The 22,294-nt window shown below is 54.6% G+C and carries 20 protein-coding genes; 11 read left to right on the top strand and 9 right to left on the bottom strand.

Features of this window, described 5'->3' with window-relative positions; genetic code table 11:
• Positions 1-19: 19 nt before the first annotated feature.
• Positions 20-1,054, bottom strand: a complete 1,035-nt coding sequence (gene queG, locus HOL66_06530; GenBank protein MBT5243881.1) for a tRNA epoxyqueuosine(34) reductase QueG — start codon at positions 1,052-1,054, stop codon at positions 20-22.
• Positions 1,055-1,060: 6 nt separating this feature from the next.
• The gene (locus HOL66_06525) at positions 1,061-1,672 is read right to left on the bottom strand and encodes a LysE family translocator (GenBank protein ID MBT5243880.1); all 612 of its coding nucleotides are present in this window, start codon (positions 1,670-1,672) and stop codon (positions 1,061-1,063) included.
• A 136-nt stretch (positions 1,673-1,808) separates the two neighbouring features.
• On the opposite strand from HOL66_06525, the gene HOL66_06520 reads away from it, so the two are divergent.
• The gene (locus HOL66_06520; GenBank protein ID MBT5243879.1) at positions 1,809-2,294 is read left to right on the top strand and encodes a hypothetical protein; all 486 of its coding nucleotides are present in this window, start codon (positions 1,809-1,811) and stop codon (positions 2,292-2,294) included.
• A 116-nt stretch (positions 2,295-2,410) separates the two neighbouring features.
• Here the strand turns inward: HOL66_06520 and HOL66_06515 are convergent, their stop codons facing one another.
• The 4 genes from HOL66_06515 to queA are packed head-to-tail and all read right to left on the bottom strand — an operon-like array spanning position 2,411 to position 5,705.
• Entirely contained in the window at positions 2,411-3,067 is a 657-nt protein-coding gene (locus HOL66_06515; protein ID MBT5243878.1) for a glutathione S-transferase family protein, read from the bottom strand.
• A gap of 5 nt (positions 3,068-3,072) precedes the next feature.
• Positions 3,073-3,537, bottom strand: a complete 465-nt coding sequence (queF, locus tag HOL66_06510) for an NADPH-dependent 7-cyano-7-deazaguanine reductase QueF (GenBank protein ID MBT5243877.1) — start codon at positions 3,535-3,537, stop codon at positions 3,073-3,075.
• Positions 3,538-3,546: 9 nt separating this feature from the next.
• The gene (gene tgt / locus HOL66_06505) at positions 3,547-4,674 is read right to left on the bottom strand and encodes a tRNA guanosine(34) transglycosylase Tgt (GenBank protein ID MBT5243876.1); all 1,128 of its coding nucleotides are present in this window, start codon (positions 4,672-4,674) and stop codon (positions 3,547-3,549) included.
• Complete coding sequence (gene queA / locus HOL66_06500; GenBank protein ID MBT5243875.1) at positions 4,671-5,705, bottom strand: tRNA preQ1(34) S-adenosylmethionine ribosyltransferase-isomerase QueA; 1,035 nt, start codon at positions 5,703-5,705, stop codon at positions 4,671-4,673. The genes tgt and queA overlap by 4 nt, the downstream gene beginning before the upstream one ends.
• 59 nt (positions 5,706-5,764) lie before the next feature.
• Between queA and HOL66_06495 the strand changes: the two genes are divergently transcribed.
• A complete protein-coding gene (locus HOL66_06495) occupies positions 5,765-6,658 on the top strand; it encodes a hypothetical protein (GenBank protein MBT5243874.1) in 894 nt (297 codons plus the stop codon).
• Between the two features lie 75 nt (positions 6,659-6,733).
• Entirely contained in the window at positions 6,734-7,432 is a 699-nt protein-coding gene (locus HOL66_06490; GenBank protein MBT5243873.1) for an urease accessory protein, read from the top strand.
• Here the strand turns inward: HOL66_06490 and ftsZ are convergent.
• Together ftsZ and aspS are read right to left on the bottom strand one after the other, a co-directional pair.
• Positions 7,429-8,790 carry a cell division protein FtsZ gene (ftsZ, locus tag HOL66_06485; GenBank protein ID MBT5243872.1) on the bottom strand — a complete coding sequence of 454 codons (1,362 nt, stop codon included), beginning with the start codon at positions 8,788-8,790 and terminating at the stop codon, positions 7,429-7,431. The two genes, HOL66_06490 and ftsZ, sit on opposite strands and share 4 nt — an antisense overlap.
• Before the next feature lie 18 nt (positions 8,791-8,808).
• Positions 8,809-10,593 (bottom strand): aspartate--tRNA ligase, encoded by a 1,785-nt coding sequence (gene aspS / locus HOL66_06480; protein ID MBT5243871.1) that lies wholly within the window; start codon positions 10,591-10,593, stop codon positions 8,809-8,811.
• A gap of 225 nt (positions 10,594-10,818) precedes the next feature.
• Here aspS and HOL66_06475 point away from each other — a divergent pair, with 225 nt between their 5' ends.
• From HOL66_06475 to HOL66_06445, 7 genes are all read left to right on the top strand, one after another.
• Entirely contained in the window at positions 10,819-11,850 is a 1,032-nt protein-coding gene (locus tag HOL66_06475) for an NADP-dependent oxidoreductase (GenBank protein ID MBT5243870.1), read from the top strand.
• Positions 11,851-11,979: 129 nt separating this feature from the next.
• On the top strand, positions 11,980-13,785 hold the full coding sequence (locus tag HOL66_06470) for an ATP-binding cassette domain-containing protein (GenBank protein ID MBT5243869.1): 1,806 nt from the start codon (positions 11,980-11,982) through the stop codon (positions 13,783-13,785).
• Between the two features lie 122 nt (positions 13,786-13,907).
• On the top strand, positions 13,908-15,770 hold the full coding sequence (locus tag HOL66_06465; protein MBT5243868.1) for an FAD-dependent oxidoreductase: 1,863 nt from the start codon (positions 13,908-13,910) through the stop codon (positions 15,768-15,770).
• Positions 15,767-16,798 carry an NAD(P)/FAD-dependent oxidoreductase gene (locus HOL66_06460; GenBank protein ID MBT5243867.1) on the top strand — a complete coding sequence of 344 codons (1,032 nt, stop codon included), beginning with the start codon at positions 15,767-15,769 and terminating at the stop codon, positions 16,796-16,798. The genes HOL66_06465 and HOL66_06460 overlap by 4 nt, the downstream gene beginning before the upstream one ends.
• Positions 16,798-18,609, top strand: a complete 1,812-nt coding sequence (locus tag HOL66_06455; protein MBT5243866.1) for a 2-oxoacid:acceptor oxidoreductase subunit alpha — start codon at positions 16,798-16,800, stop codon at positions 18,607-18,609. Before HOL66_06460 ends, HOL66_06455 begins: the two co-directional genes overlap by 1 nt.
• Positions 18,610-18,617: 8 nt before the next feature.
• A complete protein-coding gene (locus HOL66_06450; protein ID MBT5243865.1) occupies positions 18,618-19,475 on the top strand; it encodes a 2-oxoacid:ferredoxin oxidoreductase subunit beta in 858 nt (285 codons plus the stop codon).
• Positions 19,476-19,482: 7 nt separating this feature from the next.
• Positions 19,483-20,355 (top strand): DMT family transporter, encoded by an 873-nt coding sequence (locus HOL66_06445; protein ID MBT5243864.1) that lies wholly within the window; start codon positions 19,483-19,485, stop codon positions 20,353-20,355.
• On the opposite strand, the gene HOL66_06440 is transcribed toward HOL66_06445, so the two are convergent.
• Entirely contained in the window at positions 20,342-20,878 is a 537-nt protein-coding gene (locus tag HOL66_06440) for a DUF2478 domain-containing protein (GenBank protein MBT5243863.1), read from the bottom strand. The two genes, HOL66_06445 and HOL66_06440, sit on opposite strands and share 14 nt — an antisense overlap.
• Before the next feature lie 99 nt (positions 20,879-20,977).
• Here HOL66_06440 and HOL66_06435 point away from each other — a divergent pair, with 99 nt between their 5' ends.
• The gene (locus tag HOL66_06435; protein MBT5243862.1) at positions 20,978-22,291 is read left to right on the top strand and encodes a hypothetical protein; all 1,314 of its coding nucleotides are present in this window, start codon (positions 20,978-20,980) and stop codon (positions 22,289-22,291) included.
• Positions 22,292-22,294: the final 3 nt, after the last annotated feature.

Raw genomic sequence — 22,294 nt, 5'->3', positions numbered from 1 at the left:
TCTTCCCCTACAGCGTAGACTAGTGCGTTTTTTCGAGCTTGGACAGTGCCCATCGGGCCGTATCGGCAATAATCGTGGATGGATCATCAATTCTTGAGCTCACATCCTTTATCAGGGATTGATCACCGCTGTTGGCAATGGCGATCAGAACATTGCGGATAAAACGTTCGTGGCCGGTACGTTTGATGGGTGATCCGGAAAAAAACTCACGAAAGCCTGTATCGTCCAGTTTTGACAAATCCGATAATCTGGGGGCGCTCAACTCCACCCTTGGGAAAAAGGCCGGCTCCAGACTGGGTGATGAAAACTTGTTCCAGGGGCAGGCGTCCAGACAATCATCGCAACCGTAGATGCGGTTACCCATGGCGCTTGCCAGGTCTTCGTCTATGGCTTCTTTGTGCTCGATGGTCAGGTAGGAAATGCAGGACCGGGGGTCGATCTGGTAGGGCACGGAAAGCGCATCGGTCGGACAGGCGTCCAGACAACGGGTGCAGGTGCCGCATTGGTCGGGTGTTGGTTTGTCGGGATCAAGATTTAGTGTGGTGTAGATTTCACCCAGAAAAAACCACGATCCAAGGTCGGGTGAAACCAGATTGGTATGTTTGCCTTGCCAGCCAATCCCGGCCTTTTGGGCTATCGGTTTTTCCATCACCGGCGCGGTATCGACGAAGACTTTTATCTCGCAATCCTGGGTATCGACCAGCCAGCGACCAATCTGTTTCAGGCGTTTCTTGACCAGATCGTGGTAGTCTTTGCCCCGTGCATAGACACTGATATTGCCCCGGTCGCCCCGCTTTAAGGCATCGGAGGGGGCGTTGACGGGCGCGTAGTTCATTCCCAGGGCGATGACCGAGCGCACCTCAGGCCATAAGCCTTTTGGCGATGTCCTGCGATCCGTGTTCCGGGCCATCCAGGCCATGTTGCCGTGGCGACCTTGATCCAGATATCGGCCCAGATCAGTGGCTAGCCGGCTGTCGGTATCTGCTGAGGCAAAGCCCACGATATCGAAACCAGCCTGCAGCGCCTTTTCACGGATAGATTTTTTCAAATCCATAAATAGCTAGCTTTCAAAAAGCGCCAGTTTAAGGCCAAGAAAACAGAACGCCCCGGCGAAGCAACGCTTCAACCATTTCATGACGGCTGGACGGGAAATAATGTAATCCCTGGCAAGGGCTGCACAGGCACCGTAACCAACGAAGACGACGAACGTCAGCAGCATAAAAACAGCGGCAAGGAAAATCAGATTTGGTGTGGCGTTTTCTGACCCTACGGAAACAAATTGCGGCAGGAAGGCCAGAAAAAATAACGATAACTTGGGATTGAGGATGTTGATCAACATGCCATTGGTAATAATGCGCCTGAGTGACGTTATGGTTCGTTCTTCGGAGACATCCAGTAACCCTTTATCGCGTATGATGTTCCAAGCCATGTAAAAAAGATAAGCCACACCAAGATATTTGACGAATTGGAAGGCAATGGCGCTGGCGTGAAAAATGGCAGCCAGACCAACGATACTGGCCGTTGCGGCGGGCAGTATTCCCAAAGTGCAACCAAACGCGGCGGCAATGCTTGGCCGGAAACCCTGACCAAGGCCAATGGCCAGAGTATAAAGAACGCCTGTTCCGGGCAGCAGAATAACGATGATTGACGTCAGAAAAAATTCAATACTCATGGCGTTCTTTCGCAAAAACCATATTTAACACGGCAAATTTGGTGCAACCCGGTTATTTTGGCAGTGTTGCAGAACAGATCATATCTATGATATCTACCCGCCCCAACTTGATACGTCACATGGAAAACGACTTAAAATGCATTATAAATTTACCGCCCTGTACATCTCCCTGATCGTCGCCGTCAACTATGCCTTTAGCGTTGTGCCGCTGGTTGAGCTTCCTGACGGCACCATGTGGCCACCCGTTGCGTTGGCTGTCGGTTTTATTTTTGTCGTCCGTGATTTTGCCCAGCGTGAAATTGGCCACAAGGTTTTGTTGGCGATGCTGGTCGGTTTGGTGATCAGTTATTTTATGGCCGATCCGTTTGTCGCCACCGCCAGTGCCGCAGCTTTCCTGGTCAGTGAACTGGTAGATTGGGCCGTATACAGTTTTACCAAGCGGCCCCTGTCTCAACGCATACTGTTTTCCAGCCTGCTTGGCGCGCCCGTCGACAGTGCTGTGTTCTTAGGCATCCTGGGTCTGTTAAGCCCAGTCGGCATTGCCGCGATGACCCTCTCCAAGTTGCTCGGGGCGTTTCTTGTCTGGTGGATGATCCGCAAGCGCGAACAAGCTCTCGTCTAGATCAGTTCACGTTTAGTTTGAACGAAACGTGAAAAACTGATCGATTTTTTAAACAGCGAGCCGATTCACACACTTAAACTGAATCAAGTAATGATTCCGTTTAAGTGTGATCGGCTCTAGTCGATCTCGTCTTCAGACACGGTCCAGGGTTCTGCCCGACCGGCATCTGACCATTCAATCATTTCAGGCAACGCCTGCACCGCGTCCCGGTAGGCTGCCGATACCGCGTCCAATTCGACGGCAAAAGTGGTCAGGCGGCTGACCACCGGCGCGAACATGGCGTCGGCATTACAGAATTTACCGAACAGAAATGGCCCGTCCGCGCCAAAGCGCTTACGGCAATCGTTCCAGATTTCTGACACACGGGCGATGTCTTCGGCGACCCCTTCGCCCATGCCCTTGCCGGGATGGGATTTGCGGATATTCATGGGCATGTTGCCCCGCAGGGCCGTAAAACCTGCGTGCATTTCATTTGATACAGAGCGCGCCATGGCGCGGGCCTCACGACCTTCAGGCCACAGTCCTTTATCCGGATGGCGCTCGGCCAGGTATTCCAGGATCGCCATGGTTTCCCAAATTGTCTGCCCGCCATCGACAAGCACCGGCACCCGGGCCGATGGCGAGACTTTGGCGATATTCGCCTTCCAGTCATCATCGAACAGTAAAATCAGTTTTTCCTCGAACGGGATTCCGGCGACTTTCATCGCCAGCCATGGCCTAAGCGACCACGAAGAATAGTTTTTGTTGCCGATATAAAGTGTGTAGGCGCTCATTTATTTTAACCTCTTCCGCGATAACCCGGCACACCCTGATCGGGAACCCATAATCCTTCGGGTTTTTCGCCGGTTTGATAAAAGACATCGATGGGGATGCCGCCCCGGGGATACCAGTAGCCGCCGATGCGCAGCCATTTTGGTTCCGTAGCCTGGGTTATTTTCTTGGCGATGGCGACGGTGCAGTCTTCGTGAAAAGCGCCATGATTGCGAAATGACCCCAAATACAGTTTCAGGGATTTGCTTTCGACCAAAAGTCCATCCGGCGCGTAATCGATGACCAGATGGGCAAAATCCGGCTGGCCGGTAACCGGACAAACGGACGTGAATTCCGGACAGCTGAAACGAACCAGATAATCCTCTTTCGCTTGCGGGTTGGGGACCGTTTCCAGGATGGCTTCTTCCGGAGATGCCGGGGTCTCGCCAGCGCCGTCCAGTTGACTCAGGTTGTCGTATATATTTTCAGCCATGATCGATTCCTACAATTGCTCTATATCACCACGGGCTTGCTGTTTTGCAAAGTCAGCGGTGAAAGCTTCAAGATCACCCGCAGCGATGGCGTTGCGTATGCCTGCCATCAATTCCTGATAATAGTGCAGGTTATGCCATGTCAAAAGCATAGCGCCCAGTATTTCGCCAATTTTTACAAGATGGTGCAAGTAGGCGCGGCTGTAATCCTTACAGGCGGGGCAGGCACAGTGTTCATCAAGGGGGCGCTTATCGTCGCTGTGGCGGGCGTTGCGCAAATTGACCGTGCCCCGGCGGGTGAAGGCCTGCGAGGTGCGACCGGAACGGGTCGGCAGCACGCAATCGAACATATCGACGCCCCGCATAACCGCGCCAACCAGATCATCAGGCTTTCCGACACCCATCAGATAACGTGGTTTGTCCGTTGGCAAGAAGCCCGGCGTATAGTCGAGAACATCGAACATCACCTCCTGCCCTTCGCCAACGGCCAGGCCGCCGATAGCGTAACCATCAAAGCCTATGGTTTTCAGGGCATCGGCGGATTGTTCGCGAAAGTCCTTATAGACGCCGCCCTGGACGATGCCGAACAGGCCATAACCCTGACGTTCGATGAAGGCTTCTTTGGAGCGTTCGGCCCAGCGCATGGAAAGTTGCATGGATTCTTCGGCCTGTTCGGGCGTCGCCGGGAACGGGGTGCATTCATCGAAAGCCATGGTGACGTCGGCGTCCAGCATACGCTGGATATCCATGGAGCGTTCCGGTGTCAGCTCGTGTTTGGAGCCATCGATGTGGGAGCGAAAGGTGACACCCTTCTCGCTCATCTTGCGAAGGTCTGCCAATGACATCACCTGAAAGCCGCCCGAATCAGTCAGGATCGGCCCCTGCCAGTTCATAAATTCATGAAGGCCGCCAAGTTTTTCGATGCGCTCGGCGCCCGGCCTGAGCATCAGATGATAGGTGTTGGCGAGGATGATCTGAGCCCCGGTTTCGGCCACAGATTCCGGACGCATGGCCTTGACCGTCGCCGCCGTGCCGACCGGCATAAAGGCCGGGGTATCGAAACCACCATGGGCGGTTTCGACGCGGCCCAGTCGGGCCTTGCCGTCTTTCCCCAGAATCTTGAATTCCGTACCGTTCACGCTTGATCGTCCTTTTTAAGCAGGCAGCCATCGCCATAAGAATAGAAACGGTAGCCCCGGTCCATGGCCACTTTATAAATATTTTTCATTGTTTGCAGTCCAGCGAAAGCCGAAACCAGCATAAACAGTGTCGAGCGTGGCAAATGGAAGTTTGTCAGCAATGTATCGACCAGTCGAAAGCGATAACCGGGGGTGATGAAGATATCGGTTTTGTCGCTGAATGGACGCACGGTGCCGTCCTCGCCAGTTGCGGATTCCAGCAATCTCAGTGAGGTCGTGCCGATGGCGACAACTTTGCCTCCACCGGCTTTGGCGGCGTTAATGGTCGCGGCGGCTTGCTCACTGATTTCGCCCCATTCGGCGTGCATGACGTGGTCTTCGGTGTCATCGACTTTGACCGGCAGAAATGTTCCTGCCCCCACATGCAAGGTGACTTTGGTATGGTTGATGCCTTTGTCAGCAAGTGTTTGCATCAATTGTGGGGTGAAATGCAGGCCTGCAGTGGGGGCGGCGACAGCGCCCTTGTGGTTGGCGAACAAGGTCTGATAATCCACTTTGTCGCGCTCATCAGCCATGTTTTCCCGTTTGATATATGGTGGAAGCGGCATTCCGCCATGGGCTTCGAGTGCGGACATCAGGTGCGCGCCGGAAAGACTGAAGTGTAGCGTCACCTCTCCGCCTGGGCCTTTACCAACGACCTGGGCTGTAAATCCTTCGGCAAACTCAATGATGTTATCAAGCTGTAACTTTTTTGCCGGTTTTGCGAAAACCTTCCAACTGTCGGCGCTCATCTGCATGTGCAGGGTAACTTCCACACCGCCGTCGCCGCGCTTGCCCTTCAGACGGGCCGGGATAACACGCGTGTCGTTGAAAACCAGAAGATCACCTTTTTCCAGAAATGCCGGCAGTTCGGCCATAATATTGTCGACCAGATTTTCGGCGACAAGAAGCCGCGCCCGGTGACGCGGGCTTACCGGTCTTTGGGCGATAAACTGTGGCGGCAGTTCAAAATCGAAGTCATCAACTTTCATGAGGCGGGAACCTATAGAAAACTGACCCGAAGAACAAATACTCTTGCTATAAGAAACAGATGCAATACATCCGCTCCCATTGGCAGGGTAAACAATCACTGGCGTGGTCTTTCTGGGTCAACCTGGTGGGCCTAAGAATCCTCATTACCTATCTTGAAGGTTTCACCCACCCGCCGTTTACCGAACAATCGACCGCTTCGGCCATCGCCACCATCCTCTTTTTTATTGTTTTCCAGCTGATCGTTTATGCCTGGCAAATCATCGGGGTGATCCGGGCCGGTGAACGTTTCGTAAGCGAGCGGGGATCATACATGATGGTGCTGTTGGCCCAGTTGGGCATTGCCGTCAGTCTGTTTATCAGCGTTCTTTATATTTTCGGTGCCTTTCAGTCGCTGTTTACGGACCCGAATGGGCCACCCCTTAATCCCAAACTCCAGGACACCATCGATCTTGACGACTTCACCCTGGAGTTAAGCGCTGACAAGCGCCGCATTCATTTGCAAGGGGATTTCAAAATTGGCATCACCCAGCAACTGGACCTGCTTCTGGAACAAAATCCGGAGGTTGAGGGTGTTGTGCTCAGCAGCAACGGCGGCCGCGTTACCGAGGGGCGGGGTGTCGCCCGATTGATCAGGAAACACGGCCTCAATACTTATGTGTTCAAGGAATGCAAATCCGCCTGCACGACGTCCTTTATTGCCGGGGTGGTGCGGAACCTTGGTGCCCAGGGCAAGTTGGGATTCCATCAATTCTATCTGGACAGCAAGTTCAGGGCCGCCTACATCGACCGCAAGGCGGAACAAAAAACCGATCTGGAATTCTACAGGCAGCAAAATATCGCCCCCGAGTTCCTGAACAAGGTCTTCACAACCGATCACGCCGATATCTGGTTTCCGACGAGCGAAGAACTTCTCAGCGCAGGGGTTATTCATAAGGTTTTGCCTGATTACTAGAGTCCATTGCAGTGCCTTCACGTTCGTGATATCGACGGACGCTTCAATCAATTCCTTCTCAGGGTCGGTAATTTTATGAGCGGCATTTTGTTTCTTGGTTTTCTGCTCGGCATGCGTCATGCGCTGGAGGCCGACCATGTTGCCGCCGTAGCCGTTCTGGCGACGCGGGTCAAAACTTTCCGTCAAGCGGTGCCGCTGGGGGTTATGTGGGGGCTGGGCCATACCCTGACCCTGCTTGCTTTCGGTGCTGTGATTGTCGTGCTCAACACCAGCATACCCCAGGCCTATGCCCAAATTCTGGAAGCCCTGGTCGGGCTCATGCTGGTCGGTTTGGGCGCTGATGTGCTCTACCGACTGATCCGCAAACGCATTCATTTTCATGTCCACAGGCATGAAGACGGCAACGCCCACATCCATGCCCATTCCCATCAGGGTGAGAAAATCCATGATCCGGCACGCCACCGCCACGAGCACTTTAAGGGTATGCCGGCGCGCGCCCTGGCCGTCGGCATGATGCACGGCCTGGCCGGATCGGCAGCATTGGTGTTGTTGACCATGCAAACCCTGGAACCGGTATCGACAAGGATTGTCTACATCGTCCTGTTCGGGGCTGGGTCGATGATCGGCATGGCTGTCTTGAGCGCGGTTATCGCCGTTCCCATGCGTTACGTCGCCGGTTCAATGACCTGGGCCTATAACGGCCTCAGTGCTGTCTTGGGACTTTTCACAACCGGACTGGGTTTGCTAACCATCACCCATGCCGGGGTGTTTTAAGAGCGGAAGATTCTTCCGGCCCAGCCGAATTTGGTTTTTTCCTTTTTAGAAGGCTCGTCTGTCATTGCGGGCACTTCTTCAGGTTCGGGTTTTGGCTCCGGGGTTGGGCTTTCCGTCTCATTGATGGCGGGTGCGGCGGCGGCAGGTTCGTTTTCGGGCCGCGGCACGGTCGGTGCCGGTATCGGATGAGAGTCGGAATTCCCCTCAGCTTCAGGAGCGACCGTCGTTTCCTGTTCCGGCTCTTCACTGGCGTGTTCCATGACCGCTTCCATGACTGCCGCCATGGCCGGTTCGATGGCTGGTGGTGCGAAGGCTTCGGGCTGCGGTTCCGGAGTTGGTTCGGGCTCAGGCTCGGGTTCGGGTTCGGGCGATACCGGGCGACTGTTGCTTTGCGGCCCCTGAAGTCCGGTGGCGACGACGGAAACCCGCAATTTGCCATCAAGGGCGGGGTCGAAAGCGCTGCCGAAGATAATTAAGCTATCACCGCCGACTTCGCTGCGAATGCGGTTCGCCGCCTCGTCAATTTCAAAAAGCGTCATATCGGTGCCGCCGGTCACGTTGATCAAAAGGCCTTCGGCTCCTTTGATGGAAACGATATCGAGCAGCGGATTGGCAATGGCGGCCTCGGCTGCGTTGATGGCGCGGCCTTCGCCTGATGCCTCGCCTGTTCCCATCATGGCGCGTCCGGTCTTGGTAATGACAGAGCGGACATCGGCAAAATCAAGATTAATCAGGCCGGGCAGGACAATCAGGTCGGTAATGCCGCGAATGGCGTCGTGCAGAACTTCGTCGGCCATAACGAAAGCGTTCGCGAATGTGGTCGATGCATTGGCGATGGCAAACAGGTTCTGATTGGGGATCACGATCAGGGTGTCGACCAGTTTTTCAAGCTCGATCATACCTTGGGTAGCGGTCCGCATACGCTGTGGGCCTTCAAAGTCAAAGGGCAGGGTGACAACGCCAACGCTCAAGGCTTGCTGGTCGCGGGCGATGTCGGCAATAACCGGGGCGGCGCCGGTTCCGGTGCCGCCGCCCATGCCTGCGGCAATGAATAACAGGTCACATTGTGAGACCCATTTTTTGATGTCCTCGACGGATTCCTCAGCTGCGGCACGGCCGATTTCGACTTGCGCGCCCGAGCCTAAGCCACTGGTCAGTCCTGCCCCTAATTGCAGGGAATGACTGGCAAGGGAAGCCGCCAACGCCTGGGCGTCCGTATTGGCGGCAAGGTAATTGACCCCGGCCAGATCAGCCCGGATCATGTTGTTGATGGCGTTGCCGCCAGCACCGCCGACACCGATAATGCCAATGCGCGGGCTCGGGTCGGTTGGGTCACTATCTTTGGAAGCGGATGTCATGGCCTAGAGTCTCACCACTTATGACTTAATCTTTTTTGGCGCCTTGAAACTTAAGTGCAGTTCTTTATAGCGCGCATCATCTATCAATGAAGGGGCACCAAGCAAGGGGTCTTGGGCTTGCTGATTAAGCGGGAACATAATGACTTCACGAATGTTGGCTTCATCAAGAAGCAACATGACGATGCGATCCAGGCCAAGGGCGATGCCACCATGTGGCGGTGCGCCAAAATGGAAGGCCCTGAGCAAGCCGCCGAATTTGGTTTCCACTTCCTGCCGCGAATAGCCGACCAACTCGAATGCCTTGAACATGGTTTCAGGTTCGTGGTTACGGATCGCGCCGCTGCCAAGTTCGATACCGTTGCAGACCAGATCATACTGGTAGCCGAGAATTTCCAGCTTGTCCTCGTTGTCCAGGGACGTGAGACCCCCCTGCGGCATTGAGAACGGATTGTGTGAGAAATCGAGCCGGTCTTCGATCTCGTCCCATTCGTACATCGGGTAATCGATGACCCAGACCATCTCGAAACGACTGTCATCGACCATGTCCAGTTTTTCGCCAACGTGGACGCGGGCTTTGCCAGCCAGAGCGGCGGCCTCACCAGCAGGTCCGCTGGCGAAGAAAACACCGTCGCCATCGCTTAAACCCGCCAGTTCTTTCAATTTACCCAAACGTTCCTCACCAAGGCGCTTGGCGATCGGCCCTTTTGCTTCGCCCTCTTCGGTGAAGGAAATCCAGCCCATGCCGGGTGCGCCCTCGTCCTGGGCCCAGCCGTTCATCTTGTCGAAGAAGCTGCGCGGTTGAGACGCCGCACCGGGGGCTGGAATGGCCCGCACAACGCCGCCTTTTTCGACCACCGATGAGAACACCTGAAAATCGGAACCGGCAAAAACCTCGCCGACTTCCGAAATTTCGATGTCGATTCGCAGATCCGGCTTATCGGTGCCGTATTTGAGCATGGTTTCGGCGAATGTCAGCCGCGGGAACGGCATCGGGGTTACCGCCTTGTCCGAATTGTCGGCAAACAGGGCATGACTAACAGGCTCGATGGCGCTTAAGACATCTTCCTGTTCGACAAACGACATTTCTACGTCCAGCTGATAGAACTCACCGGGACTGCGGTCGGCGCGCGGGTCTTCGTCGCGAAAACAGGGTGCGATCTGGAAGTAGCGATCGAAGCCAGCGACCATAATCAGCTGTTTAAAGATTTGCGGGGCCTGGGGCAGGGCGTAGAAATGCCCCGGATTGAGGCGACTGGGGACCAGAAAGTCGCGCGCACCTTCCGGCGAGGACGATGTCAGGATTGGTGTTTGATGCTCGAAAAAGCCCAGCTTTTCCATGCTTTTGCGAACAGATGACATGACCCTGGAACGCAGCATCATGTTGTTGTGCAGGGTCGTGCGGCGCAGGTCCAGAAAACGGTAGCGAAGGCGGGTATCTTCCGGATAATCCTGCTCGCCAAAGACGGGCATGGGTAATTCATCGGCCGCAGAGAGAACCTTGAATTCACTGATATAGACTTCCACCTCGCCGGTCGGAAGGCCGGTATTGATTGTCTCGGCAGTCCTTTCGGTGACCTTGCCGGTGACCGATACGACACTTTCCTGGGACACCTTGTCGACCATGGGAAAGACGCCCGAATCCGATTCCAGCACGCACTGGGTGATGCCGTAATGATCGCGCAGATCAAGGAACAACAGGTTGCCGTGATCGCGTTTTCGATGCACCCACCCCGATACGGTGACCTCCTCGCCGATGTTGTCTTTTCGCAGCTGTTCGCAGGTATGTGTTCGGTAAGCGTTCATGGTCTCTCAAGTCTGCCTTGTGTGAAATCCGGTTTCGGGGCGCACACCACATCTTTGGGGTCAATTTGTCAAGTTCAATGGGCTCTTGGCTTGATCCAAACGATCTAGGAAAAGGTTCGTTTTGCGGTTTCGTCATCGTTCGGCGTTGCCGTCGTCGTCACATTGAGACTTTTTAATCCAGGCAAAGAGAACTACATTCTCATAAATAATCCCTCGGAGCTTGCCATGCCACAATCATCAAATACCAATCGTCGGGTAGTCCTCGCGGAACGCCCCAAAGGTATACCGAACGAGAATACGCTTCGTCTTGAAGAGGCCAGCATACCGCAGGTTGGTGCGGGCGAGATGCTCTTGCGCACGGTTTATCTTTCAATTGACCCTTATATGCGCGGTCGGATGAATGATGCTAAATCATATGCGGAACCGGTGAAGATCGGTGAAGTGATGACAGGACAGGTCGTCGCCGAGGTCGTATCCTCAAACATTGATGGCTTTGAGCCGGGTGATTTTGTCTTATCGGGAAGTGGTTGGCAGGATTATGCGATTTCAGATGGAACGGAGGTCATGAACCTCGGGAAAGATCCGAAAAACCCATCATGGTCTCTTGGTATTCTGGGAATGCCTGGATACACGGCCTACGCGGGTTTGCTGCAAATCGGAGAGCCAAAACCCGGCGAGACCGTAGTTGTTGCCGCGGCTTCTGGCCCGGTTGGCGCCACTGTCGGACAAATAGCTAAGATCAAAGGCTGCCGTGTGGTCGGCATCGCAGGCGGCGCTGAAAAATGTGCACATGTTGTCAAAAATCTCGGATTCGACGCCTGTATTGATCACAAAACCGACGACTTCGTAGAGCAACTCAAAGCCTTCTGCCCTGAAGGCATTGACGTCTATTTCGAAAATGTCGGTGGCAAAGTACTTTATGCGGTTCTGCCGCTTTTGAACCCCTTTGCCCGGATGCCTGTTTGCGGTGTTGTCTCCTGGTACAATCTCACAGGCCTGCCCGAAGGCCTGGATTTCGGTCCTGCCATCATGGGCACCATCTTGCGTATGAAAGTGAAGGTGCAAGGGTTCATCATCTTCGACAGTTTTCCGAAGAGTACCTACAGCGATTTTGTCGATGATATGTCGGAGTGGCTGGCTGAAGACAAGGTGCATTATAAGGAGCAGGTGGTCGAGGGTTTGGAAAATGCACCGGCTGCACTCAATGACGTTCTTCTTGGCAAGAGCTTCGGCAAGATGGTTGTGAGAGTGAATTAAATATACTGACGGCCGCGAAACCTATTGCCAGAGCACGAACAAATATCCGCCCTTAATGGTGCCTGCATTTCCCCGGTAAATAGACCCTCCCCCTTGTCCTGAGCGGAATGCGCCTGTAAAAGCGCCCCCATGGCCCCACCGATCCTGATATTGCGTGATATCGACCTGACCTTCGGCGGCATTCCCTTGCTGGAAGGGGCGGAATTGTCTGTTTCTGCCCGCGACAGATTGTGCCTGGTCGGCCGCAATGGCTCGGGAAAATCGACATTGCTTAAAATCGCCGCAGGCTTCATCGAAGCCGATCACGGTGAGGTCTTTCAGCAGCCTGGCACCCACGTTCGCTACCTGCCTCAGGAGCCGGACCTGCAGGGTTTCGCAACAACCGGCGCATATGTGGAAGCGGGGATGGGGCCCAACGATGATCCCTACCGGGGCCGTTATCTGCTCGAACAACTGGGATTGGACGGCAGCGAAGATCCAAAGACCTTGTCAGGCGGCGAGGCACGCCGTGCAGCCCTGGCCCGCGTGCTCGCCCCCGAACCCGATATTTTGCTGCTTGATGAACCGACCAACCATCTGGACCTTCCGGCCATTGAATGGCTTGAAAACGAGCTCAAATCGATTCGCTCGGCGCTGGTTTTGATCAGCCATGACCGGCGCTTTCTTGAGAACCTGTCAAAGGCGACGGTGTGGCTTAGCCAGGGCGGGGCCAAAAGGCTTGATAAGGGATTTGCTGATTTTGAATCCTGGCGGGATGATATCATCGAGCAGGAAAAATTGGACCGCCATAAACTTGATCGCAAGCTCGTCGCTGAAAACCACTGGCTGGTACACGGCGTTTCGGCCCGCCGCAAACGCAACCAGGGTCGTCTTCGGGCCCTTCATGATCTTCGCGAGCAACGTCGCAACCAGCGCCAGATTACAGCCTCCGTCAAAATGACGGTGAGCGAGGGCGAGGTTTCGGGCAAGCTGGTCGGCGAAGCAAAGGGTCTGACCAAATCTTATGATGGCGTGACGATTATTGATCAATTCTCGACCCGAATTCAGCGCGGCGACCGAATCGGTCTGGTCGGCCCCAACGGGGCGGGTAAGACGACGATGCTCAATATGCTGACAGGTGTGCTGGAACCCGATCAGGGAACCATGCGTCTAGGCGTTAATCTTGAAATGGTAACGCTGGATCAGCGTCGCGAAAGCCTTGATCCGGAGTGGACCCTGGGCGACGCCCTGACCGGCGGTAGTGGCGATAATGTGATCGTCGGTGGCAAGCCCCGGCATGTGGTGAGCTACATGAAGGACTTCCTGTTTACCCCCAATCAGGTGAAGACACCGATCAATGCCTTATCGGGCGGTGAGCGTGGACGACTGATGCTGGCCCGCGCCTTTGCCCGCGAATCGAATCTTCTGGTGCTCGATGAACCGACCAACGATCTTGATCTTGAAACCCTCGACCTGTTGCAGGAAATGCTCGCCAATTATGCAGGGACCGTTCTGTTGGTTAGCCATGATCGAGATTTTCTCGACCGGGTTGTCACTTCGGTGATCGTTTCCGAAGGCCAGGGGCGCTGGCAGGAATATGCCGGTGGTTACAGTGACATGATTATCCAGCAGGGATTTAAACCCAGCGTGGAAAAACAGCCCCAATCGCCAAAGTCCGCGAAATCAAAAGTGACGCCTTCCAATCCTGATCAAAAGCGCAAGTTATCCTATAAGGAAAAATATGCGCTGGAAAATTTACCGGCTCAAATCGAATCCCTTGAAGGTGAAATTGAAAAATTGCACCAGCAAATGGCGGACCCGTCTTTTTTTGCTACTGACCCGGAAAATTTCAAGCTCAGCGCGGACAAGTTGATAAATGCTGAAAGCGAACTGGCCACTATTGAAGAGCAATGGCTGACGCTGGAATTGCTGAAAAGCGAACTGGAGGGAAAATAAGGCGGTTGATGCTAAATAGTGATGTCTAATTGATCGGAATTATGGTTAAGATTGCGTCGCAAGCGGGTGGGAAGAACGGAGAGTCTTAAACGGTGCCCGATAAGCCGATCAGTAAAGTTTACCTGGAAGAGGGGGAATCCTTTTCCTCATCCCAGTCCTTCGGTGAACGTGTTGTCACCCCGGTGCGTTTTTCCACGGACCCGCGCGATGTCGGATGGGTCCGCGAAAACGTTCCCTGTCAGACGGCTTGCCCGGCCGGAACAAATATTCCCGCCTACATCCGGATGATTACCGAACAGCGCTTTGGTCGCTCTTACGAGCTAAACCGTATGGCCAATGTTCTGCCCGGTGCCCTTGGCCGCATTTGTTCCAGGCCTTGTGAAGATGCCTGCCGTCATGGCTGGCCCGGTAACGGCGAGCCAGTCGGAATTTGTCATTTGAAGCGGGTCGCCGCGGACTTCAAGTCTTCAGGGCATCGCATCAATGAAAGCCTGTTTACGCCGACCCATAAGCGTATCGTCATTGTTGGTTCAGGCCCGGCGGGCATCGCCGCCGCCCATGACCTGTCGACCCTTGGTCACGATATTCTGATATTCGAGCGTGAGAAAAAGGCTGGTGGCATGTTGTCATACGGCATTCCCGAATTCAGATTGCCGCGCGACGAGTTGGATATCGAACTGCGCAACGCCCTCAGGCTGGGTGTGGAAATTCAGACGGGTATTGGTGTTGGCAATGGTGAAACAGATGTCTCCCTTGCCTGGCTTCGAGAACATCATGACGCGGTGCTGCTGGCGACCGGTTGCATGGCGGCGATCCCGCTACCCCTTGAGGGTCTGAAAAAAGGCGATGATGACCCTGTCCTGACCACCCCGAATGTGGAGTACGGCCTTGATTTCCTGATGGACCTGCACCGCGGCCAGAAGAAAACCGTCGGCAAGCGGGTGTTTGTTGTTGGCGCCGGTTTTACGGCCTTGGACTGCGCCCGGGTTGCTCGCCGTTTGGGTGCCGAAGAGGTGACCATTCATTTGCGCACGACCGAAGAATATATCCCGGTCGCCAAAGAGGAAATTTTTGAGGCCAAGCGTGAAGGGGTTGAAATCCATGGTCTTCGCACCCCCACCGGCCTGATCACTAATCCTGATGGTTCCTTGCGCGGTGTCAGGTTCGTTCAGAACAGGCTTGGCGGTTGGCGCAAAAACGGTCGCCGACAGGCGATCGCCATTGAAGGCTCACAATTTGAATTGGCTTGCGACACCTTGCTGGTCGCCATCGGCCAAACGACCGTCAACGATTACATCGATGTCAAACTGGGCCTGGATGACTGGGGCAACGTCAAAATCAACGAGCACGGTATGACCACTGCCGATGGCTTGTTTGCCGCCGGTGATTTTGTCGGTGGCGCATCAACAGTTGTCGAAGCCGTTGGCCACGGCCGTGAAATTGCTTTGAAGATGGATGCCTGGTTGATGGGCTACGAGCGCCGCAAGGAAGTCGTCAAGATTGAAAGTGTTGATGAGCCTTTGCGTGAACGCGCCTATGACTTCATTCCAAGGCAGGAAATGCCAACCTCAAAACTGCAAGACCGTGGCAAGGACCTGACGTCGGAAGTCGAAAAGGGCATGGAACTTGAAGAAGCTTTTGAGGAAGCCAAGCGCTGTTATCTTTGCTACCACAAGTATGAAATCGATGTTGATAACTGCATCTATTGCCGTGCCTGCATCGAAGTCGCACCACGCGATTGCATCAAGCTGGTCGAAGGCGTCGATATCAACACGGACGGTACATACGGCGACCTTCAGGAAGCCAACGAATGGGACAAGGTCGGCGCGATCTGGGTCGATAATAATGAATGTATCCGCTGCGGCGCGTGCTTCATGGTCTGTCCGACCAAGTGTATTTCCATTACCAAGAATGAAATTTATTTTCAGGACGTTTCTGAAAGCAGTAAGACGAAAAAATCCCCAGGTGGGAAGGCGAAATCATGAGCAGCCATTCTCATTTCGTCATCATCGGTTCTGGCGGGGCGGGCAGCGAAGCAGCGCTGACCATCCGAAAGCGCGATCCAAAATGCACCATCACCCAGATTACCGGCTCCAAACTGCCCTTCATCAGTCGTTATGAATTGCCGCGGGTATTTGATGGCGTTGATAGCTGGCGTGAGCTTTTGGCCCATCCGCCGGAATTCTATGACGACAACGCCATCACTGTTCGGCGCAACAGCTGGGTCGATCATGTGGATGCAAAAAACAAGAAAGTTCTGCTCAGGCATAAAGAAGAGGTGTCCTACGACAAGTTGCTGGTGGCCAGTGGCGGCGGTGGATATTTGCCAGAGGGTTTAAGAGAATTTCGCCCGTTGATGAACGGCCTTGGAAGTTACGAAGACGCCGTCAAGATGCGTCAGGCGCTGCCCGGAAAAGGCCACGTTATCATGCTTGGCGGGGATATGACCGGCCTTGATCTGGCACGCACCCTTGTCGCTGTCGGTCACGAGGTCACGCTGGTCGCTGGCGAGCAATTGTTCTGGCCCCATGAAGTCGGTGAGAAAAAGGAAGACAAGTTCGTCGCCGTTCTTGAAGCCATGGGCGTTAATGTTGTGCTGGGTAAAAAAGTGACGGCCATCAGGAAGGGAACCAAGGGCAAGCCTGCCCGCCGGGTTGTTTTTGGCGGCGGCGGCGGTATTGATGGCGACGCGGTGATGCCTTTCTGTGGCTTGATGCCCTCGCTTAACTTCATGATTGGCGCCAATGTCGATATCGAACGTGGCTTGCTGGTTAACCCTGAATTGAAAACCACCAACGACAGCATCTGGGCGGCTGGTGACGTTTGTCAGATCTGGTCGCCGGAAGAAAATTCCTATCTGTTTTACTACGGCTGGCACCACATTAAGGAAATGGGAAATATTGCAGGCATTAATATGACCGGCGGTAAAAAGAAGATCAGTACCTATCAGGACGACCATCTTTATATCAACAAGCAGGGTGAAATTGACTCGCCTTACTGGATGTACAGGTAATGCCAAGAAACGGGAAAAAAGCGACTGATCTTCAGATCGCCATTTGCGGTTCCGCCGGTGACGGCACCATCGCGGCCGGCGATATGGTCAAGCGGGCGATGGCGCGGGCCGGTTACAAGGTTATTGCTTTTGACGTTTATCCGCCGGAAATCAGGGGCTTTGGCAAGTGTATCTCGCGCGTCAGAGTGACCTCGGAACAAGTGTTCTCGTTAAAGCCACAGTCCGATGTATTGATTTCCCTGGATGATTCTCACGCCATTCCCCATGTTGGCGAGGTCAAGGATTACGGCGCCGTTATCTATGAAGACATGCCGGTTTCCATGGTCCCGGAAGGCGGTCATATTTCGGGCCATCTATCATCTTCGCATTTGCCTTACGGGGTTCCGTTTCGTGAATTGTCCGAGCGGGTGACCAGTTCGGCGCGTTCGCGCAATATCGCCGCCGTTGGATATCTGGCTGGCCTTTACGGGATGCCCCGGGAGGTTTTCTACAACGTTATTTCTGATAAATTCAAAACCAAGCCCGCCGCCTTAACCAAGATGAGCATTCAAACTTTTGACACTGCTTTTGAGGTTGGTCAAAACACCTTCCGCTTGGACGAAGGAGTTCTAAAACCGCCGCAGAAGAAGGCCAAGCACGGCGAACTCGTGATGATGAGCGGCAATGGCGCTGTCGCCAAGGGCTGCATGGACGCAGGGCTGGATACGTTCTTCGGTTACCCGATTACCCCGGCGACGACGATCATGGAACGCCTCGCCGTTGATTTGCCAAAACAGGGCAAGCGGATGCTGCAAACTGAAGATGAAATTTCGGCTATCTCAGCGGCTATCGGTGCGGGTTATACGGGGGTCCGGGCGGCAACGGCGACATCGGGTCCGGGCTTTGCGCTGATGTCCGAAATGATGGGCCTAGGAACCATGGCGGAAGTGCCGGTGGTGATTTTTGTTTCCCAACGTGGCGGTCCCAGTACCGGGATGCCGACCAAGACGGAACAATCGGATCTTAATATCGCCGTCTTCGGCGCAGCCGGAGACGGTCAGCGCATTGTCCTCGCCCCAACTAATGTTGAAGGTTGTTACAAGTGTGCCGGCAAGGCTTTTGAGATTGCCGAGCGCTACCAGACCCCGGTTATCGTGTTACTCGACCTGTATCTTTCCAACCGTTATGAGGCGGTGGCGCTTCCGGCAAAGAATCCGTTCGCGGCCAATTGTTCAAAGCCGGTTGGCAAATTAGGTAAAAACCAGCCCTATCATCGCTACGCATTGACCAGGGACTTTATCAGTCCGCGCGCCGTCCCCGGTGACAAGGGGCGACGCCATGCGGTGACCGGCCTGGAACATGATGAAAACGGGCGTCCCAACGATCATGCTCACGAGGCGATGAGCGCGAAGCGCCATGAAAAGCTGAATAGTGTGGTCCGTCATCCCGGTATCACCATGTCAAAACGCTTTGGTGACAAGGGCAAGGTCGATGTCGCGATCATCGGATGGGGTTCAACTTTCGGCGAAATTCTGGAAGCGATGATTATCGCCCGTGACGAAGGTATCCGTTGCGCCGCCATGAAGGTGGTTTTGCTCTCACCGTTACCAATGGAGCCGATCAACGCGCTTCTTTCAGACGCCACAGAAGTGTTGGTTCCTGAATTGAATTATGAGGGGCAGTTCGCCAATTTATTAACCGGAACGACAGGCCGGGCGGTGACCAGGCTTAACCGGGTGCCCGGCACACCGATGCATGTTGAAGATATTGTCGATGAAATCCGCCGCCTTGCGGCAAAAAGGAAGGGTCGCAAACGGATTGCGGCTGAGTGAGAATTTAAATGTCAAATATCGAAAAACCGGTCTATCTGGAAGAAAAGCTTGAAGAGATTCAAGCCAGCGGTCGCCTTGAGTACCGTTCCAAATCCTTGCCGACCTGGTGCCCCGGTTGTGGTTACTTCTCAATCGTTGAAGGCTTGACGGCGGCGCTCAACAATCTGTCGATCGATCCTGATGAAACAGTGGTCGTTTCGGGCATCGGCTGTGCCTCACGGTTTCCTTTTTTCATCGACACTTATGGTTTTCATACGCTGCATGGCCGGGCCTTGCCGGTGGCCACCGGCATCAAGGTCGCCAATGATGATTTGACGGTGGTTGTCGTTGGCGGTGATGGCGACGCCTTTGCCATTGGCGGCGCCCACATTCCCCACGCGGCCCGGCGCAATGTGGATGTGACCTACATTCTTTTTGATAACGGCATTTACGGATTGACCAAGGGACAGACATCACCGACATCGGTGCTTGGGTTCCAGACATCAACATCGCCGTTTGAAAATCATGATATGCCACTCAACCCGCTGATGATGTTGCTGTCTTACGGCGCTTCGTGGGTCGGTCAGGCTTACGCCGGTCACCCTCATCATATGGCCGGAATGATTGAGGAGGCTTTGGCTTTCAAGGGATTTTCCTACCTGCACGTGCTCTCGCCGTGTGTCACCTTTGATAAAACTTCAAAGACCTATCAGAACCTGGGCATGTCGGTGAGGCCGCTGCCAGAGGATCACGACAGCAGCGATGTCATGGCAGCGATGGCACAGGCGCAGCGAACTGACGAGCCAGCGCTTGGTTGTTATTTTGAGCAACCCCGCCCGACCCTTGCCGATGGTTTGGACGACATTGCCGTCCGCGCCGCCAAGTAACCCTTGAATGGCTGAGACATCATATCTGCCTTCCCTACTTGCCCTTGCCTCGGCATTCCTGTTCGCGCTTTCCATTCAGGTTCAGAACCTGGGGCTTGGCCATGCCGACCCGCGTTCGGGTGCGCTGGTCAACATTGGCGCGACGGCAGCAGTCTATTGGCTATTTGCGCCGTTTTTTGTTGAGACGATTTTCTGGCTGACACCGGCTGCTGCCCTGTTCGCGCTGGTCGGACTTTTCAGACCCGCCCTGTCGGCAAACCTGGCTGTTGCCGGGGTCAAGATGATGGGGCCGACCCTGACCAGTGGACTGGCGGCAACAGCGCCGATTTTTGCCGCCATCTTCGCCGTCCTGTTGCTCGATGAAACCCTGACCTGGCCGCTGGCAATGGGAACGGCGGGGGTTGTTGCCGGGGTTGCGGTATCGGCTTTCCGGCCCGGCGGGGTTAGCCGCGCCTGGCCTTTGTGGGCAATTTTGTTGCCGCTTGGGGCGGCTTTTTTCCGCGCTGCGGGACACCCGATTATCATGATTGGGCTTAAGGAATTGCCGGAACCGTATTTTGCCGGTTTGGTCAGCTATACGGTCTCGCTACTGGTGGCGTCTATGGCCTTCCGCATTCAGGGGCGCACATTTAATAAATTTAGCTGGGGTTACAGCTGGTTTGCGGTGGCCGGGGTGTTAAACGGCATCTCGATCTATTCACTCAACACGGCCCTCAAGTTTGGCCAGTTGTTAACTGTCGCACCGATTGTTTCGTGCTCGCCGGTGTTTACCATTATCATGGGGTATCTGGTGTTCAAGCGCGAGACCATTACCTGGCAGACAGTGGCGACGGTGCTTCTTGTCGTGTCCGGGGTTGTTCTGGTTGTTATTCAGCCCTGATCCCGGTCCACCAGCGACGAATAGCCTCTGGCGTGTACGGCAGAAGATCAGCCAGACCGCCTGAAAACCGGTTCCATTGATCCAGCGCCGAAGAGGGGACCAGAATCAGGATCGGAATACCCTCGGCCATGGCGCTCAGGATTTCGTCGGCAAGCCCAGCTCCCTTTTGTTCCTGCTCGCCGAATTTCTCGACAATCATCAAATCAGCTTTGTTGTTAATGGCGCGACGCAAGGCGCCGGTGGATTCGGTCAGGGCCGAATGATCAAGTGAGCAAACGCCGTTGACGAAATCGCTTTCGGTTGGTCGTTTCAGGGGAATGTGTTCGCCCGTATCAACGGCGATAGCGTCAATGCCGTCCTTGACCCCCTGATCATCAAGATGATCCTGCTGAACCAACCCGCCGACTTTTAATCCCTTGGTTTTCAGCTCTTCGGCAAAGGCGGCAAGAACCGACCTTTCCGTCGTTTCGGGGGTGTAGAGCACGGCAGCGGCGCGAATGGCCTGGGTATCCTGATCAGACATCGCTCCATGTTGAACCATTGCAGAAAAAAAACAAGACGCGCTTTATAAAAAAATGCTCTAACAAGGCCGTAAATTTATTGATGAAGGAGAGCCCGTACCATGACCAGTGACATCAACTCCATTGCCGTTCTCGGCGGCGGCACCATGGGATGCGGCATTGCCGGGCTCTGCGCCCAGAATGACCGGAAAGTCCTGCTCCTTGATGTCTCCATGGAGGCCGCTGAAAAGTCGCTGGAGCGCATTATTAACGGACGTCCCCCAGCCGTTGATGAGCCGGAAAAAGCGGACAATATTTCCCTTGGCACCTTCGCTGATGACCTTGAAAAGATTGCCGATTATGACTGGATCTGTGAGGCGGTGATCGAGGACCTTGAAACCAAACGGGACTTGCTGACCCGTGTTGAGGGATTGCGTAAAGCAGGTTCGGTAGTCAGTACCAATACATCCGGCATTCCCCTAAAAGACATAACCCATGGGATGCCCGAACGCCTGGCCCGTGACATTGCCGTCACCCACTTTTTTAATCCTGTTAAGATCATGCGCCTGATGGAACTGGTTGGTGGCGCGCAAACGGACCCGGAAGTGACCAGGCGGCTGGCCGCATTTTGTGGCGGTGTGCTCGGCAAGGGCGTCGTTTACGCCAATGACACGGTTAATTTCATTGGCAACCGGATCGGTTGTTTCTGGATGCTGATCGGCCTTCATCAGGCTGAGCGGGCCCTTGAAGAAGGTCTGTCCATGGAAACCATCGACGCCTTGATGTCTAAGCCCGTCGGTCTGCCGCCAACCGGCCTTTATGGCCTGATCGATCTGATCGGCCTGGATGTGATGGACCTGGTCGGCAAGAATTTGGCGATTAATCTTCCCGCAGGGGACATGGGCGTTGATTTCACGGCGTTTCCGGCTTCTGTTCAGGCGCTTCTCGATCGCGGACAACTGGGTCGCAAGGCCGGGGGCGGGTTCTACCGCATGGTCAAGCATGACGATGGTTCTAAAACCATGGAAACCTATGATCTGAAAACAAATGACTGGCGGCAAGCTGAAAAAGTCGAACTGGATGAGGCTCACGCGACCATGGAAGGATTGTTCGTCGATGACGCCGAAGGACGCTTCGCCTGGGCGATGACGTCTTCCGTGCTCAGTTACGCTGCCGACCTTGTCGGCGACATCGCCGGTGATATTGTCAACATTGATCGGGCCATGCGCTGGGGCTTTGCCTGGGAAAAGGGGCCGTTTGAAATGATTGATGCCCTGGGTGCTGAGCGAATGGCCGAGCGTCTTAAGGCCGAAGGTCGCCATATTCCAAAAATGCTACAGGTGCTGGCCGATGCCGGGGCAGCGACATTTTATCAAAAAGAAGGATCGGAATATTTGGGACTGGATGGTGCTTATCATCCGACACCGGCGGAATAGCGG

Source organism: Rhodospirillaceae bacterium (assembly GCA_018662005.1).
Lineage (GTDB): Bacteria > Pseudomonadota > Alphaproteobacteria > Rhodospirillales > JABHCV01 > JACNJU01.
This window is presented reverse-complemented; position numbering and strand designations above follow the sequence as displayed.